Source organism: Gardnerella vaginalis 1500E (assembly GCF_000263595.1).
GTDB lineage: Bacteria > Actinomycetota > Actinomycetes > Actinomycetales > Bifidobacteriaceae > Bifidobacterium > Bifidobacterium vaginale_E.
Map to the genome: position 1 here is coordinate 57513 of NZ_ADES01000012.1, position 15260 is coordinate 72772.

At 39.0% G+C, this 15260-nt stretch carries 18 protein-coding genes and 1 pseudogene; 1 reads left to right on the plus strand and 18 read right to left on the minus strand.

Translation table 11 applies throughout. From position 1 onward, the window contains the following. Positions 1–122: 122 nt before the first annotated feature. Positions 123–1445, minus strand: coding sequence for an MFS transporter (locus tag CGSMWGV1500E_RS02515; RefSeq protein ID WP_004128394.1), 1323 nt, complete (start codon positions 1443–1445; stop codon positions 123–125). Between the two features lie 309 nt (positions 1446–1754). Then, positions 1755–2372 carry a hypothetical protein gene (locus CGSMWGV1500E_RS02510; RefSeq protein WP_004128396.1) on the minus strand — a complete coding sequence of 206 codons (618 nt, stop codon included), beginning with the start codon at positions 2370–2372 and terminating at the stop codon, positions 1755–1757. A gap of 461 nt (positions 2373–2833) precedes the next feature. Here CGSMWGV1500E_RS02510 and CGSMWGV1500E_RS02505 point away from each other — a divergent pair, with 461 nt between their 5' ends. Then, positions 2834–3154: a type II toxin-antitoxin system RelB/DinJ family antitoxin gene (locus CGSMWGV1500E_RS02505; RefSeq protein WP_004128397.1), complete on the plus strand. Its 321-nt coding sequence runs from the start codon at positions 2834–2836 to the stop codon at positions 3152–3154. 569 nt (positions 3155–3723) lie between these two features. On the opposite strand, the pseudogene CGSMWGV1500E_RS06540 reads toward CGSMWGV1500E_RS02505, so the two are convergent. The 16 genes and pseudogenes from CGSMWGV1500E_RS06540 to CGSMWGV1500E_RS02435 form a co-directional block, all read right to left on the minus strand. After that, positions 3724–3768: pseudogene (locus CGSMWGV1500E_RS06540) on the minus strand (hypothetical protein); the annotation flags it as partial. A 223-nt stretch (positions 3769–3991) separates the two neighbouring features. After that, positions 3992–4597, minus strand: a complete 606-nt coding sequence (locus CGSMWGV1500E_RS02500; RefSeq protein WP_004128400.1) for a hypothetical protein — start codon at positions 4595–4597, stop codon at positions 3992–3994. 198 nt (positions 4598–4795) lie between these two features. Beyond that, a complete protein-coding gene (locus tag CGSMWGV1500E_RS02495; RefSeq protein WP_004128403.1) occupies positions 4796–5839 on the minus strand; it encodes a DNA methyltransferase in 1044 nt (347 codons plus the stop codon). Further along, positions 5818–6705 (minus strand): DNA-methyltransferase, encoded by an 888-nt coding sequence (locus CGSMWGV1500E_RS02490; protein ID WP_004128410.1) that lies wholly within the window; start codon positions 6703–6705, stop codon positions 5818–5820. The genes CGSMWGV1500E_RS02495 and CGSMWGV1500E_RS02490 overlap by 22 nt, the downstream gene beginning before the upstream one ends. Beyond that, a complete protein-coding gene (locus CGSMWGV1500E_RS02485; protein WP_004128413.1) occupies positions 6702–6890 on the minus strand; it encodes a hypothetical protein in 189 nt (62 codons plus the stop codon). The genes CGSMWGV1500E_RS02490 and CGSMWGV1500E_RS02485 overlap by 4 nt, the downstream gene beginning before the upstream one ends. Positions 6891–7058: 168 nt before the next feature. Then, positions 7059–7832: an MvaI/BcnI family restriction endonuclease gene (locus tag CGSMWGV1500E_RS02480; RefSeq protein WP_004128416.1), complete on the minus strand. Its 774-nt coding sequence runs from the start codon at positions 7830–7832 to the stop codon at positions 7059–7061. Between the two features lie 10 nt (positions 7833–7842). Then, positions 7843–8565, minus strand: coding sequence for an MvaI/BcnI family restriction endonuclease (locus CGSMWGV1500E_RS02475; RefSeq protein WP_004128419.1), 723 nt, complete (start codon positions 8563–8565; stop codon positions 7843–7845). 72 nt (positions 8566–8637) lie between these two features. Further along, positions 8638–8853 carry a hypothetical protein gene (locus CGSMWGV1500E_RS02470; RefSeq protein WP_155114866.1) on the minus strand — a complete coding sequence of 72 codons (216 nt, stop codon included), beginning with the start codon at positions 8851–8853 and terminating at the stop codon, positions 8638–8640. Positions 8854–9086: 233 nt separating this feature from the next. After that, entirely contained in the window at positions 9087–9392 is a 306-nt protein-coding gene (locus CGSMWGV1500E_RS06545) for an AAA family ATPase (RefSeq protein WP_080572226.1), read from the minus strand. A 684-nt stretch (positions 9393–10076) separates the two neighbouring features. Further along, the gene (locus tag CGSMWGV1500E_RS06265; RefSeq protein WP_230455189.1) at positions 10077–10379 is read right to left on the minus strand and encodes a TIGR04076 family protein; all 303 of its coding nucleotides are present in this window, start codon (positions 10377–10379) and stop codon (positions 10077–10079) included. 196 nt (positions 10380–10575) lie between these two features. Then, a complete protein-coding gene (locus CGSMWGV1500E_RS02460; protein WP_004128427.1) occupies positions 10576–11694 on the minus strand; it encodes an SPFH domain-containing protein in 1119 nt (372 codons plus the stop codon). Between the two features lie 21 nt (positions 11695–11715). Continuing rightward, on the minus strand, positions 11716–12333 hold the full coding sequence (locus tag CGSMWGV1500E_RS02455) for a hypothetical protein (RefSeq protein ID WP_230455190.1): 618 nt from the start codon (positions 12331–12333) through the stop codon (positions 11716–11718). A 1380-nt stretch (positions 12334–13713) separates the two neighbouring features. Continuing rightward, positions 13714–14007, minus strand: coding sequence for a GIY-YIG nuclease family protein (locus CGSMWGV1500E_RS06495; protein WP_004128439.1), 294 nt, complete (start codon positions 14005–14007; stop codon positions 13714–13716). Positions 14008–14060: 53 nt separating this feature from the next. Next, positions 14061–14639: a DUF7010 family protein gene (locus CGSMWGV1500E_RS02440; protein ID WP_004128442.1), complete on the minus strand. Its 579-nt coding sequence runs from the start codon at positions 14637–14639 to the stop codon at positions 14061–14063. Positions 14640–14859: 220 nt separating this feature from the next. Further along, entirely contained in the window at positions 14860–15039 is a 180-nt protein-coding gene (locus tag CGSMWGV1500E_RS06550) for a hypothetical protein (protein ID WP_080572227.1), read from the minus strand. Then, positions 15011–15259 carry a type II toxin-antitoxin system RelB/DinJ family antitoxin gene (locus tag CGSMWGV1500E_RS02435; protein WP_050543269.1) on the minus strand — a complete coding sequence of 83 codons (249 nt, stop codon included), beginning with the start codon at positions 15257–15259 and terminating at the stop codon, positions 15011–15013. The genes CGSMWGV1500E_RS06550 and CGSMWGV1500E_RS02435 overlap by 29 nt, the downstream gene beginning before the upstream one ends. Between the last annotated feature and the right edge of the window lies 1 nt (position 15260).

Here is a 15260-nt window from a genome sequence, read left to right on the forward strand (position 1 = left end):
GTCTCCTGTAATTTGGTTTGTGCAGAATATTTTATACTCTTTTATTTGTATTCATACTCGCAAGATTTTTTATTTTTATTTTTTACAGATTATACATAAGTGTGCATATATATGCAAATCATCTAATCTGCGTAGCTCATGTTTGGCAACTGCGGCAAAACAACAAGCAATCCTGCTGTGAAAATCAGCGCAAGTATAGGCAAAAGCTGCCATTGGAACGTAGACGAGAATGCAAATCCAATCCAAGATCCGCTAGTAGCACCAATCGCAAACGCGAGACGCGCCAAACCAGAAAACTTAGCGAGCGCACTTCCTTTAAACAGAATCTGACGCGCAACAATAATCGGCTCTACCAATAACATTCCACCAATCGCTTCAAGTAAGAATGCAAAGCACATCATTGGCAAAAGATTAATAAACATAAGGCAATAAGCAAGCAAGCTCACAATAATACCCAAAATCGCAACTTTTCTTAAACCGAGTTTTTGAGACGAGTGCGCATATAAAACGGACGCGAGCACGCTTCCTACGCCAGTGAAAATATACAGCATTGTTAAAGATTGAGAGCCATATTGCTTACCGATACCGAGCAGGATATAGGAAACGGAGCATGCAGGAATAAAAGCAACCAAAAGAGATCCAGCAAGAAGCATGATTTTACTCTTGAGCGATGGATTCGCAGATTGCTTAGCTGCAGATTTATTGGATGTAGATTTGGAATCAACGTCATTTTCTTGCGATACTTGCGATACTTCTCCTTCTTCACTAATCGCTTGCGATTCATTCTCTACATCTTGCTGCACTTCCTCTTCTTCGCAAGATGCTCGCGATATATCTTGCTTCATAATAAATCGCGTAGCGCAAGCCGCAAAAGAAGTCACGGACGAGAAAACCAAAACCGCAGGAATCGACCAGCTTGCAATCCAAGATCCAAGCGGAGAGCCGAGCAAGGTTCCTGTAACACTCGCCAAAACGCTTACAATGCCACTGTAGTTTACAATCATGCCGTCATCGCCGCCGGCAGCATCAACCTCGAAAACTTCGCTAGCAATATCAATCACTTGACCTGTAATCAACAATGCGCAAGAAAGAGCTACAAGCGACCACTTCCACGCAGAAGAGCCAAACATAAGAAGCGGTAGCAAACTGAGCACGCCTTCTACGCCTTCAGTCATAGCAAGAGCGCGAAAACCGCCAAGCTTATCAACAATCCAACCAGAGCATGGCGAAAGAAAATCGGCAACCGTCATAAAAGTCTTACGAAAACCAATCACCCAAGCCGGCAAGCCCACAATAATAATCGAAGGCAAAACCGATCCTTCATACGCTTGATTGCCGAGCATAGAAAAACAGAAGCCAACCAGCGCCCATCGCAATGCAGGACTAATAGATCTCATACGAATAAAAATATTATTCTTGCTAAAAATTGACTTCACAGCAACCATCTCTCCCACAAAACTCTTGCAAAATAACGCAAACTTGCATAGCTGCTTACATGCAAACTCGCATAACTACCTTCAAATCGATATCCAACTTAAATAATTCATTACAAACTACACAAATCAAATAGCTTATTTGACAAATTTGACAACACTATACTCTTGTTTAAAAAAAGCAAAAATTGCATCTAAAAACCGCAAGAGACCAGTCTAAAATTACTACGAGTCTCTTCACTAGCCATCAAATAAGAGATTTGGTAATACTCAGTCTCACCTTGCCAGTAAGCGTCCAAGACAGTTGTAAACAGAGAGTTGCTAATTTTTTTGTTTGCTAATTTTTTGTTCAATAATTTTATCGGTAAATGCCTTTAAAAATTCTCTAGAATTACTCCATCCTGCACCATTATTTAATCCCGAGAAATCAAAACCAGATATTTCATCTAACGCTTTACTACAAACCCATTCATACATTCCAGCCTGTTTGCTTTTATATATTATTAGGAACAATGGTTTCATTGCTTTTTTACCCAACGACACAACACTCTTGTATTGCTTAGAATATACTACATCGTTATACCATCCTGTCAGCCGATAGTATTTATCTTTGACCCCCTTTTCACCAATCTCGTCGCATAGATTTTGTAACTGTTTAGCCACATATGTGAGAACCTTTTCATCTATGTTTTTTATGAGCAAAGTTTCATCAACACCATTTTTACTTACCTCTTTCCAGTCAACATCTTCATTATTTTCTGAGTGCTTTTCATTCCTTGCAGAATTTTCTGAGTGTCTTTTATTCCTTTCAGACTTTTGATTTTCTGTTTTTACTTCTCTATTATTATCGCTAAAATTATTCTGATTCTTACAACCTGAAATAAGTGACATAAGGCAAACTACCACAGTCAAAAAAGCATAATGCTTAATATGCTTCATTTTACGCCTCCTCTACAACTTAATCTTTACCTAATTGCGGCTACGATTCTCATGCTCAATCTTCACTCTGTTCTTCACCATCATGCTTCACTATCATCCGCCAAATATTTATTCATCTCGGAGTACAAATCATCTTTGAGTTTAATAAAACTGACGGGATGTAAATTATGGACAAGAATGCAGATATGCAGACTATAAAATGATTGTAACTAAAAATCATCCGATAATCTACAGGATTTTATTCCATACATAAACAGATGTGTGGCAAAATGAGTGCACGCTTTAACGATAGAAAAAGGTAATAGTTAAAAGGTTTAAAACCTGCTTAATAGCTTGATTTTGAATCCGAAAACACAACTACGGAAAGTTATAATTTTAATAGTGATTAAACTTTTGCTTTCAACTGCTTGCATATGCTTGCAAGCATTTTGTAAAATAAGGTCAGAAAGGACGCGAACACAATGACAAATACGAATGCTGTATATGCAAGAATCGATACAAATCTTAAAGAAGACGCTGAAAGCATCTTGAACCAACTTGGGATTTCACCATCTTCAGCAATACAAATGCTGTATAGCCAAATCGTTTTACAAAATGGCTTACCTTTTGAACTCCGCCTGCCAACTAATAAGCAAGAAAAACCGCTTGCTTTAGGTAATTTAACTCGAACTGAACTAGATGCAGAATTGCAAAAAGGCATCGATTCACTTTCGACAGGAAAATCGTATAGTGCTAACGATGTTGATAAGTTATTCGTATCTTCTACTCAGGCAGAAATATAGAAAACATTGTTAACAACTCAAACAACTAATGCGCGATTCATTTGAGACTGGCTGTATTAGTGTTTGGCTGTTTCTACGCGCAATTACATTGCTATGTTGTTGCGTTGCTATGTTGCTGTGTTTGCAACAATTCTGCGGTTATTCTGTTATATTTTGCGTTATGTCTTAACGTATCACATTATTATATATGTTTTGTTGTATTTAATCACATTATTATACGTATTTTGGTGTTTTTAATCACATAATTATACGTATTTGAATGATGCTCAGCATAAAAACGGTAAAATCGCACCCAAAAACCGCACCGAACCAGCCTAAAGCTGCCACTAATTAAACCTTTTAACGTTAGACCCTGTAAAGCCCTGCTGTACAAGGGCAAAAAAACACCCACCTATTAAGCCCTCGACATCAAGCAAACACTCTCTACATGGATTGAGAGAACTCCTAGTATAGCTACACTTTTTTCAAGTGCACACTATGGATATTGGATGCACTTTTTAACGATAGAAATATCAAAAAGGCTGTAACGTGTTTTATATCGCTTCACATTGTGAGCGAAATATAATTTGTTACTTATTGCCTTTAGTTCTATTATGCGTTTTGCAAAGCATTTGGAAATTTGACTCGTCCGTTGCACCACCTTTGCTTCAAGCTGTTACATGATCTGCGTCCATTTCGCTCAATTTATAGATACGTTTGGAATTGTTGTCACTACCCAAAGCATAAAGCGGACAATTTGATATATCTTTTTTCTTTAGCAGCTTACGTTTGGCGAGCATACACTTGCTTTTTTATTTTCTCGTCAAATACTCGTATGTTAAGAAGAGTTTTGTCAGATTATCCACCAAGTACATACTCAATAACACAACGTTTATTTTGAACTTGAGAATCTTCCAAAAGTGCATATACTCGTTCTGCAATCTGAGCCTTACTATAGGCATTTTTATGATACGTATAGTACAGCCTTCCCCATTCTTGGCCGCACATTTCACTTACAGTATAGTCAAATATTGAATCTGTCCAATCTATTACAGTATCGAAGTGGTTTTTCAACTGTTTAATATCTGTATCGTTTCTATGTTGAGCCATATAATCGTCAATTTTCCCATCACTCACACAGTCGAGAGCTGTTTCAAGAATTGCTTGACTTTTAGGATCGCCTTTCACATAGGTTTGCCACATATTCATCTTAGAATTAGAAGTATTTGAAAATTCTTCCTTAGCAAGCGTTACAAAACTACCATGATAAGCCGCATTTCTTAGTTCTTGTTTCACTAGTGGAACGCCGGCAATATTAATAGTTTCAAACCATACTTCAATTTCCGAAAGCGTTCCTTCACACACATAAATTGTAAGCTTTGTATTACTAATTAAATCTTGCTCATCTTTGGCAAGGCTGTTGAAATATTTTGGTTTGCCATCACGTTCAACAGCAAAGGCCACGATTGATTAACAAAACGTGCGAATGATGTAATACGCTGTTGCACATCAACGATATGGCAAGGCTTGTAGCCATTCTCAACCAGACACAAGTCCTCTCCCAGCTGACAGTTTCCTTACTTTTCAGCGGCTTCAGTGACAGGAGACCGGTGTAGTGAAAGCGGTCAGGCTGGAGGTTTATCAAATCCTCCCAGAAGTCCACTAACTGCCGCTGCAGTCACGCATAACCGCGCTGATAGTCCGGTATCCCAAATATTCTATTTTGAAAAAGCAGCGACAACGTCTGCAGCTCGTTTGCCATATCTTAAACCTCCAGAAAATTGACCTTTTGAAATCACTCCTCTTTTTTCTTTGCACGGGATTTCTTAGGTTCAACGGGGATTGCGAAATCAAGAATATACTCGAAAAAGTTGTGCCCATAGTTATGTAGCTACTCGGCCATCCAAATATACCTATTTTATTAACAAGGTTTCTTCTATCCCAGATGATAGTGTTTCTAAACTCATAGCCCGCTGCGCGCAATGCATTTACAACATTAATGTGAATAGGAACACGTTTCCTATCAATCCATGCATCTGTTATGTTTATAAGAATATGAGCCTTTTCATCAAATACCGGCATCATCTGTTTGAAAATCTCTGACATGGCCGCTTCAAAAGCGTCTACCTCAAGTGTTCCTAAATTTCTTGGATCTTGACTATATTGTTCAACTTTGCAAAATTGCTTGTTCTTTCTGAGGTCACCCCGACGGCTTTTGTTTTTCCGTTCTCTATTAAGAATATTAGCGTAGGGAGGCGAGGTAAATGCCAATTTCACTGTTCCGCGCACAATCCGATTAACTATATTCCTTGCATCATCACAAACTGCAATTTGTTTGCAATGACGGTCAGCTGGCGGCTCTTCTACACGCGAATTAGATAAATCTACATATTCCTGCTTTAAGTCAAAGCCCACTGCATTTCTATCTAAATCCTGAGCAGCAAGCAGCGTTGTTCCTGAACCGACAAATGGATCTAATACAAGTTCTCCTTTATGTGTGAATTGCTCAATAACACGCTTAGCCATCGCGATAGGAAATACAGCTGGGTGTACATTTCTGTCTCGAATATCTCGTGGTTCGTACATAAACTGCCATACACCTATTTGATTTTTCATCCAGTCTCTTGCTTCAATACAAGATAAAAAGCCCTTTTTGCAGTCGCATAAACGCGTATTATCGATTTTTATGAAATCGGCATCTGGCATTGTTCATATTCCCTCTCTTTCTTAAATCTGGTCTGCGCAAAATCGTAGAATTCTTGATTGATTTCAAACCCAATACAATTACGCTCAAGTCGATCACTCACTATCCATGTTGTCCCTGTTCCTAAAAATGGATCAAATACCGTCCCACCTTTAGGACTGCCGCATAATACGATTTGTTCAACGAGCTGTTCTGGAAATGTTGCCGTGTGACTCCCATTTAACGGCTGCGTATTAATTGCCCATACATCGCCCGGATTTTTCATACGGCCGTTTGCTCCAAGAACTTTTATTGCGTCCAAATCAAAGAAGTATTTCTTATTCAGCACGAAGTGAAATACATGCTCATAAGTATTGTTTAGTCTATCTGTCACACTCGCGGGTATTCTATTCGGTTTTTGCCAGATAATATCATCCCTCAGAAGCCATCCACGTTCCTGCATTTCTATTGCAAAGCGAGACGGTATCAATAGAAGTTGCTTATTCTGGTACAGCTTCCCATTTTGTTTGATCTTAGGCTGTAAAGGCTTTGTAGTGAAATATTTTTCTTTGCGATCTTTTTGCGCTTGAGTAATATTGCCGTCGGCATCCAAATACTTGCTCCAAGCTCCTGCTCCTGAGCCAAAATATGTATCGCCGACATTAATAAAAATATTTGCCGCAGGTTTCAAATATGGGCGAAGGTCGTCAAAAAAATCCGCAAGACGTGACACATATGCTTCAGGTGTTGCTTCAGATCCAATTTCTCCCTCTCCGTTGTATACTCGCTTAGCCCAATATGGAGGCGATGTTACCAAGAGATCAATCGAGGCTGGCTCAACTTTCTTTATCAATTCAAGTGTGTCTCCACACTCAATTACATGATTCATTTCTTTTCTTCCTCATTATTGTCTGCAATCCGCAAAATCAATTCCTTCTTATCTTGATCTAAAAAGATCGAAAACTTTGTTACTCCCTTTTCGACCGACAGATTATTTAAAATTGATTTAGGTAAACGTATACGCATGTCCTGCTGTAAAGTGTAAGTATCAAGATAGATGGGTTTCTTGTTCATGTTAGTCTCCTTTCGTCCTAAATTCAGGACTATTATAGCACATTTTTAGTCTTATTTTATTTCACCCTATGCAATAAAGATCACACGCCAAAATATATGCGCCGTCTATTACACGTTTTGCGCGAATTAGTAGCGGTGTAGCAGGCGGCGCTTCTTTAACTTAACCGATTATATGCTGTTGATAAAGATCTGTTTTACCGAAGGTCTTATTCTAAATTTTGTCCCATGATTATGTCCAGTTCTCGCATCGAAGTCAACGTATATGTACCCTCCCTCAACAAGAGAAAGGAATCTCTCAAGAGTCGGATCAACATATGCTTCAATCTCGTTGTACTTAAAAAACTCTTCCCCATTGATCCTCTTTGTTTCTGCTTTTACATACATGAGGTTATTTAATTTTATGCTGAGCTTCTTGGAAATATCCGAAAACGTCCAATACGGATGAGGATCTATGTCCCCTATTCCAACACCCCGTCTTATAAAATCGCGCCATTCAGAATATCTACTGTCGATCATTGAAAAATCAAAAGAGACAAAAATGCGTTCCTTTCCCCAATCTATATTGACTTTAAACCCACGATCACTCACCGCAGTGGCATTAATTGTCTGCCTGAAGCTTCGCTCATTAGCAGGATATATTGTCCCTGCTTCTTGATGTGGCCAACCATACAAAGGAAGAAGCACTCGAGGAACAATTTGTGCATTTCTCGGTAACGGCTCACTGTGAAACAAGGTTAATAATGAGCCTGTTTCAGCTCGCTGACTTTTTAATTCCCAATCGCCGAAATCTGGAAGTTGCAGATTATTTTCGGCGACATCCAAAAGATCCTCAAGCGTGTTACCCACACCACCCGCATTGCCGGGACGCTGGTTTTTGATCCAACCCATTGATTTTATTTCTGCTAACTTTTCTCTAAGCAGCTCCAAATCATGTTCTCTCATGTTTTCCCTCCTAAATAATTTTTTCGACGCTTTCAAATAAGCTGTTCAATCTTCTTACAGGGATTCGTATGTGCGGGCCTCTATCATGTGGAGCCTTTTGCCTGAAATCCGCCGCAGGCTGATCAATGCACAAATCCATTACTACATCACCAGAGGTAATCGCGTCATAAATGTTCCTTGGAGAGCTTAATATATAGGCCTCAACAAAATGGAATTCCTCATTCTGGGAATTAGCCGCCCCTCTGGTTTCAGCCAACGCTAATAACACTTGCTTGATTTTACCATTCCCACTTGTAAGATCCCAAGTTGCTAAATATTCATCCCTATAATACAAATCGACATTTGCTTCACCGTTTCCACGCAAAATGAATTCAAGACTATTTCTTTTATCCCCACGAATGGTAGTGAACAGTTTTCGCTTAGGAGTACCATCACGTTGAGAAGGCCTCTCATAACTAAATCTATCAAATATTTCATTAGGAGATAACCCACTGGTAGAGGTTTTATGGAATAGCGTTAGTGTACTTGCTTTGTTCTTCTTTCGCATGCCTTTAAGTTCGTATGTGCCTAAATCGGCAAGATGTAGATTGTTTTCAGCAACGCCAAATTCACGCTCTAATATTTGTCCGACAATTCCATCGTCTTTTCTGTACATATCATCCGGTATGCGAATGAATCCCTTATCCCTGATTTCCGCCATCTTTTTAATGACGCTTTCCTTAGTCCACACCATAAAAATTCCTCCTGTAAGAGAGATACAGCCTGCTCATTTGAAGGCAGGAGATAAACTCTCAGATCTGTATCTTTATTCCGTTTCCTCCATCATGTGCCTGAAGTGCTGTCCTTGATTCATCACCTCAAAGATGGAATAGAAAACATCTCTGTACTGCTCACGGTCGATGCTCTCGTCTACGAAGTGAAGACCATCGTTAAAGGCATCCGATCTGTTTATGTAAGAGAGCATGACCTGTGCCAGATGATATTTCATATAATCTAGAACTCCTCTGGCAGGATCATCCATGATCTGTTTCTTTATCATATCAAGCACTGTGGTACTGAGAACCGTGCTCTCGAAATCACACAGTTGCAGGAAGTAGTATTCAAGGATTCTCCGTATCACATTCATGAGCGAGATCGGAGCATCCAGCGTTTCACATTCCCACCAAAGGGCTGCATAGGAGTTCTGAACCGGATTGAAGTTTTTCTATCCTTCTCAGAAACCTTTGTGGCCTCAATGACGCATTTCTCTACGGTCTAAACGTTGTTCTTCTTGTTCACTTTGAAGAAGTACACATACAGATAATGCTTCACCTGATTGTATGTGATCTCACTGTGGAAGAACACATTATGTGTCAGGATGAATATCTGCTGTATATACTTTCCTTTATATTCGTAGTCTTCCAACCGGACATTGTTTCTGCAAACGCCAAGCATCTCGCGCACCAAAGCGATCACGATAAAGAACGCACTGGAGTCCATGCTGGAAACCGGATAATCGATAACCACGATTTTGTCCTTGCCAGAATCTATCTCAGTTTGGCTGCCGCGTAGCGATGATATAAGTACAGGAACGCGATAAAATTCCGTTCTCCTTCGCTGAGATTTTCAGCAACCTTATCATTTCCCGGATTACTTCATAAGTGCCTTTAACTCCTTCTTTTTTCGCGGAGCTGTAAGCCGAAAAGTGTCTTATTTTCAAGTGCTTTCGAGCCTATTTCACTTCGACCCGTGTCATCAATGCGACACTCTCCACGTGAGATTTTTAAGCTATTTTCAATAAGCTCATATAAATTCTTTACTTTTCTCCTATTTGCAAGCATTATCTATAGTTAGCTTACACCTGTTATTTCTTATCTCGGTTAGGAAATTTTATTTTTATAAAATGTCACAACATTCACGACATAATGAAACAAAATTATTTTTTCTTCATTATGTGTTGTCTAATCAGTATATTGTACAAACTCAGTTTTAGTTTCTAATCAATGAAATATACTATTCGACATCACGCCATACACAAGTACAACTTTATGCTCAAGCTCATCTAACATCGCAATCGAGCCTTCTCTAACAGTGGACGCAGTTCGTCCCGATAAGCGCAGAGACCATTGCATTTACTGTTCTTCACCTTACACGCGAAGCAGGAGACGCAGCCCTTGAACGGCTTGTCATAAATGTTGGTGATCTCTGTCTCTGCACTTGCTGCTGCCGCGCCCTCCATGGCCTTTCAAGTAGTTTTGTTGTATTCTAGCCCTTTCGCGGGCTTCCGTTAATAAGAACTACTTTCAAGAAGCTCCCTCCTAATCCTTCACAAGCATCATCAACACTGTTCTTAAAGTTCTGCTTTTCCATCCATTCCTGTTCCTCGTTAGTCTCTGGAATATCGATCCACTCGATTTTGAAAATCACAGGCCGAGTGCCGTCCTTACAGCAGGGAATCATCATGCGCTCATCATTTGTCCACCCATGCATGATGGAGCCTCCCTGTAGCGACGTATAGACATAGCGACTGATGACATCCAACACCTCTCCACAGAACTTGCCGTTCATCAGGTGATAGAAATCATCCTACTCCGGCGTTCTCTTCAAAATAGACTCATCGCCCGTCTTGAAACACAGACAAGTGCCTGACTTGGGATCAGCCAGATATTTTTTTCCTGCAGCTGTGCATTACCATCGAAAGATGAATATAAAAAGCTCCTCGCACCCGTCTCTTTCCGGAGAGAGGAGCTTCTTCCATCACTTATTAAAGTCCCATTATTTCTTTTTTCTTAACGTTAAATTCGTCCTGTGTAAGAATACCAGCATCAAGGAGTTCTTTTAACTTCTTGAGATTCGCTATCTGATCATCAAATGAAGACCCAGCAGCAGGTTTTTGTTCAGCTGTATTTGTAAGCCCCTGAACCATATTCATGCCAAATACCATGCCACCCATATTCCCAAGTCCATTATCCTGTATTCCTTGAGCAATTTTTTGCTGTGCAGCGACATTAGATGCTCTCTGTGACACATCATCATAGGCCTTTAGATTCATCTTGTTAGAGGAATACTGTTTTACAAGTTCTCTCGAATCCTCAGTAAATTCAATGTTTTCAATGGCTACTTGAACAATCTTGAAGCCGAATCTATCCTCCCATGTTCCTGCATTATAAGCATCGTTTGCAACTATCTGTGCAATCGCTGTCGACTGAGAAGGAAGTTGGGAAATACGGTATTTATTTGAAAGCGAGTTCAGCGCAACCGTGAACGACTGCAAAAACTCGGCAAGAATTTGAGAGCGTACCTTCTTATCATCAAAAGTATAGAATGTGACATTAGCAGGTACATAGTTTCTAATAAATTTAACCGGGTCGATGATTTTAATTGTAAATGAGCCACATGCAAAAATCTCCAAGTCCGTCCCGTAAAAAATATCGTTATAAACCTGAGCACCCTTTGTGCCGAATTTTATATCTCTTATCTCTCGCAGATTGACAAATGCTATCTGTTTATAGTCGGCGGAAATGCCGCCATATCCTACTCGGTTTTTGATTTGTCCAAATATTGCTTTCTTTATCCCGTCTCCATTAAAAACGCTCTCTTGACCGTTCTGATATTCATATCCACCGGCTTTTGTTATGATTTCTTCAATGCCTGACTGACTAAAGATAAAAGCAGCTGTATTCTCTGGTACATATATTTTTGAACCATTAGAAATAATTCCGTCTGATCCATAGAAATTTGTGCCTCTTCCGTTGTTCGAAGATTTTAACACGCCGGGAGAAACAACAACATGTTCATCAAACGCACCAGCCGTAATAATATCTTTCCATTGGTCTGCGAATGTTCCACCTATCGCACCTGTAAACGCTCTGACAATTCCCATGTAAATGTCCTCCAATCCTGCTTATAGTGCCTGCTCTGTATCACAGTATTTGCATTTAACTACCTGTCCTCTATTTCCAATGAGTGAAGCAGAACAGGAAACACATTTTTTGCCCACCCTCTCGACACCTTGAGAAGTTGAAGCACTTTTCTTTTTCCCTGGCTTAAATCCAAAGGCTCCAAAAAGTTCAGCAGCAGCATCTTTAAACTGATCACCCGCTTCTTTAAATGCCCCGATAAAAGTATCCTCATCATCATCCTCCTCATCATCATCTTCATCAGAGGAAAAATCTTGATCAACGGTGCCGCCACCGACCAATTTGTTTATGGCATCAATCCATTGATTAATCTTCTTTTTATTACCTAACTGAAAATTAAAAGATTCTACTTCACCGTTGACAAAATACACCTCAAGCGATGGAGTCCCATTTGATAGTTTACCCATGATAGCCTGAGGTTTACCGTTGTATTTCTTGATTTGGCTCAAGGGGTACTGAAAGATGTTTTTTACATTTCCGAAAGTTCCCTTGTTCATGCAAACGATATTCAGATTTGTAAGCATCAGCTCATCTGTATATATTGCCCATACTCCACCATGTGCCACGCTAACTTCTTTAAGTATAATTGCTTCATTTGGCATGAGCCTATACTGTTTTGTCATTTCATCCTCCCGACCTTATGATATCTCTTCCTATCTTTTACCGATGTTAAATGCACTCTTTAAATCATCAGAAAAAGCACCAATCCTATCTATAATGGGTACCGCATTCTCGTTGTTTGAGTAAAACATAATCAAAGACAAAAACACATTCCATGACATTTTTTCTTCTCTTCGTTTCAATTGAACTGTAGGTTTATCTGCTAATCCCCACTGCACCACATAAGTCGTCCTACGTAAAACCAATCCTTGCCCTTAATGGCGGAAAACTCTTCCGTCAAAATATCAATCAACTGTTCTTTTTTGCATCGAATATAGCCTCTTTCATATTAAATTTCCTTTAAGTTCATAAGCCAAAAATCACTGTTTACAATACTTCTAATATTTTACATTTTGTGCCGTTATTTGTCAGCATAAATGATAGCGTCGTCCTCAATGAATTATTCTAACTTCAGATTTTGGTACAGAACCTGCTGCAAATTGTCCTCAAGATACCAATGCACATTCTCCCTCGTTGTTGATCCATATGATATCGCGCTGTGGATCAGAAGGACTATATTTGTGAGGATATCTCTTTTTTGTCGAGTTTAGTCCGGTTCCAATTGCATGAAAAGTGTCAGCAATTCTTTGACTAGTACGATTCTTGCGTGCTTTAGAAATCCATGTTCGATTTAGCTGTGGATCATCTATGCAGTTTCTTACGATAACTGCTTCGGCAACTTTCCCAAGTAATCGCATAGCTTCTATCTTTGAATTACTTTGTAGTATTTCTGCAAAGACTACACGATTGTTATCAAAACGAATAGATCCTGTTTCTTCAACCAGAATCGAGAGAAGCTTTCCCGCTGGATTAAGTCAAAGCGTCGTTCTTTTGTTCGGGATATATAGTTGATCACCTATATGAGCATCCCCGTTCCCATAGGAGCATTTTCGCAGCTATCATCGATTTCGATCTCATCTGCGCTAAGAAAAAATCTCTGTTACACCGCAGGCAACGTATTGGGATATCTTTTTTATTTGAAGTCCATAGTCTTCAAAACCATGGGACGACATATTCATCTTCCTCCACCTGAAGCTTTCTCACGTGTATTTACACACGTTTTGGGAGTAATAATCGAAATCTATCCAGCCAACCAGCAAAAGCGACATACTATCCAAAAAACGACATACCTTTCTCAAAAAACGACATGCTTTTTTGACCGACATATCAGGCGGCTGTCCTTCGTAGCAAATACAGTGTCTTGATTTCTAACTCCGCTTCTTTTTCTTCCGTCACATTACCAGGGTTAGGATCATTACCATTCCTTACCTTGTAACGATCAGTATCAATAGCAAGGTTAGTAAATTTGTTTTCAAGATAACTTATTTCCGTTGCCCCCAAGAATTGTCACTCGTCGTAAACATAACCGCTTCACTAAAGTAAAAATCGTCTTTTAGGTGTTCATTAACTCTAAAAAGAACACCTTCACCATTTTTTCTGTTACTAGCCTGCCCGATGTATACTTCATCCTCGTCATTATCATTCTTGCCGAACAAAAAATAAACGCCGCACTGCTTGAGTTGCAGTCTTTTCTTACATTTATCTAGATAGGTTCTAGGAACTTTATAAGCTAAACCACTCCAACTAGGAAGCGTGCATTTAATACGCCCTGTCACGTCCCACCTTAAAAATGGGCATGAAAAAAGACATCTACTTTTTCGTAAATGTCTTAGTAATATATTTTATTCAGTTCGACAAGCTGGGATTTATGATCCTTGTTCTTAAAAATTCTTACCTCTTTTTGTAAGATAAATACAAAAATAAGTTCTGTGACTGCTACTATTCCCGCCACAACAACCCCACTAAATAAATTACCTATAACAAGTGCCAATATGGGAATTATAATAGCAAATAACTTATAGGATTTTGACTTATATAACCATGAATATGGTAATAAATGGGCGCCAAAAACCATCGCATAGACCATAACCATTTTGCTTGGTAGTGCATTAAAAACCCACATTACAATTAACAAATATAAAATCTGATTCATTGTGAATAAAAATCCTAAATGGCTTAGCTCATTTTCTTTTGAAAATATATCTACACCCATTTTCTTTCCTATCATCCATGACAATGGGAGTAAAGGTGTTGAGCAGCAAAAAGCCAAAATATTTTTGAACTCAATGCTAATATTTAGTGTATAAACGAAGAAAATCATTGTCCAAATTAAAACTGAAACAATAATAAATGGCAGCCCCTTTTTTTGTTTGATAATAATATCATTTCTTAATTCTTCTAAATTCATAATCACCTCAACAAATTCAAATTTATGTTTTACATTAACCTTATTATGCCAAGAATACTCAAGTCTTTAAATTAGAACTTATCAAACTCTGCTTGGATTGCGAGAACTCCGAGTATATCTACACTTTTTTGAGTGCACACTATGAATAGTGGGTGCAACTTTTAACGATAGAAAAAGGTAATCGCAAAAAGGTTTAAGGCCTGCTTGATAGCGCTTTACGTTACAATTCTTCCAGTTGTCTAGCTTGATCTCTTCTAACGTAAATAACCGCGAGTATTTGAACTTCTTTTCTATTCTCATCAACCAAAAAGTAAATGTAATAGTTTTTTACGCGTATTTTCCTAAACCCAAGCTTACCCCACGGTTGCTCATCAGTGTTCAAGCTCCTCAAAAACATCATCTATCGGATAACTATCACCTTGAACCGCCTGATCATAGCCTTTAGCCATCAAAGCATTAAACGTTTTCTCATCCATATCATCTTGTACTGGAAGCGACTTTGGAATAGTAAGCAAAAACGGAATACCATTATTAAGAATGATTTGACGGTAAAACATGTCAATAGCAGTAGCCCTAGGAACTACAATCGTTTCCAAAATCTGCTCAGTCTTCTGCTTAATA

Excerpts from the sequence above, each read along its gene's own strand:
- CGSMWGV1500E_RS02515 (WP_004128394.1), bottom strand. The coding sequence starts at position 1,445 with ATGGTTGCTGTGAAGTCAATTTTTAGCAAGAATAATATTTTTATTCGT.
- CGSMWGV1500E_RS02510 (WP_004128396.1), bottom strand. The coding sequence starts at position 2,372 with ATGAAGCATATTAAGCATTATGCTTTTTTGACTGTGGTAGTTTGCCTT.
- CGSMWGV1500E_RS02505 (WP_004128397.1), top strand. The coding sequence starts at position 2,834 with ATGACAAATACGAATGCTGTATATGCAAGAATCGATACAAATCTTAAA.
- CGSMWGV1500E_RS02495 (WP_004128403.1), bottom strand. The coding sequence starts at position 5,839 with ATGCCAGATGCCGATTTCATAAAAATCGATAATACGCGTTTATGCGAC.
- CGSMWGV1500E_RS02490 (WP_004128410.1), bottom strand. The coding sequence starts at position 6,705 with ATGAATCATGTAATTGAGTGTGGAGACACACTTGAATTGATAAAGAAA.
- CGSMWGV1500E_RS02485 (WP_004128413.1), bottom strand. The coding sequence starts at position 6,890 with ATGAACAAGAAACCCATCTATCTTGATACTTACACTTTACAGCAGGAC.
- CGSMWGV1500E_RS02480 (WP_004128416.1), bottom strand. The coding sequence starts at position 7,832 with ATGAGAGAACATGATTTGGAGCTGCTTAGAGAAAAGTTAGCAGAAATA.
- CGSMWGV1500E_RS02475 (WP_004128419.1), bottom strand. The coding sequence starts at position 8,565 with ATGGTGTGGACTAAGGAAAGCGTCATTAAAAAGATGGCGGAAATCAGG.
- CGSMWGV1500E_RS02470 (WP_155114866.1), bottom strand. The coding sequence starts at position 8,853 with ATGGATGATCCTGCCAGAGGAGTTCTAGATTATATGAAATATCATCTG.
- CGSMWGV1500E_RS06265 (WP_230455189.1), bottom strand. The coding sequence starts at position 10,379 with ATGAACGGCAAGTTCTGTGGAGAGGTGTTGGATGTCATCAGTCGCTAT.
- CGSMWGV1500E_RS02460 (WP_004128427.1), bottom strand. The coding sequence starts at position 11,694 with ATGGGAATTGTCAGAGCGTTTACAGGTGCGATAGGTGGAACATTCGCA.
- CGSMWGV1500E_RS02455 (WP_230455190.1), bottom strand. The coding sequence starts at position 12,333 with ATGCCAAATGAAGCAATTATACTTAAAGAAGTTAGCGTGGCACATGGT.
- CGSMWGV1500E_RS02440 (WP_004128442.1), bottom strand. The coding sequence starts at position 14,639 with ATGAATTTAGAAGAATTAAGAAATGATATTATTATCAAACAAAAAAAG.
- CGSMWGV1500E_RS06550 (WP_080572227.1), bottom strand. The coding sequence starts at position 15,039 with ATGATGTTTTTGAGGAGCTTGAACACTGATGAGCAACCGTGGGGTAAG.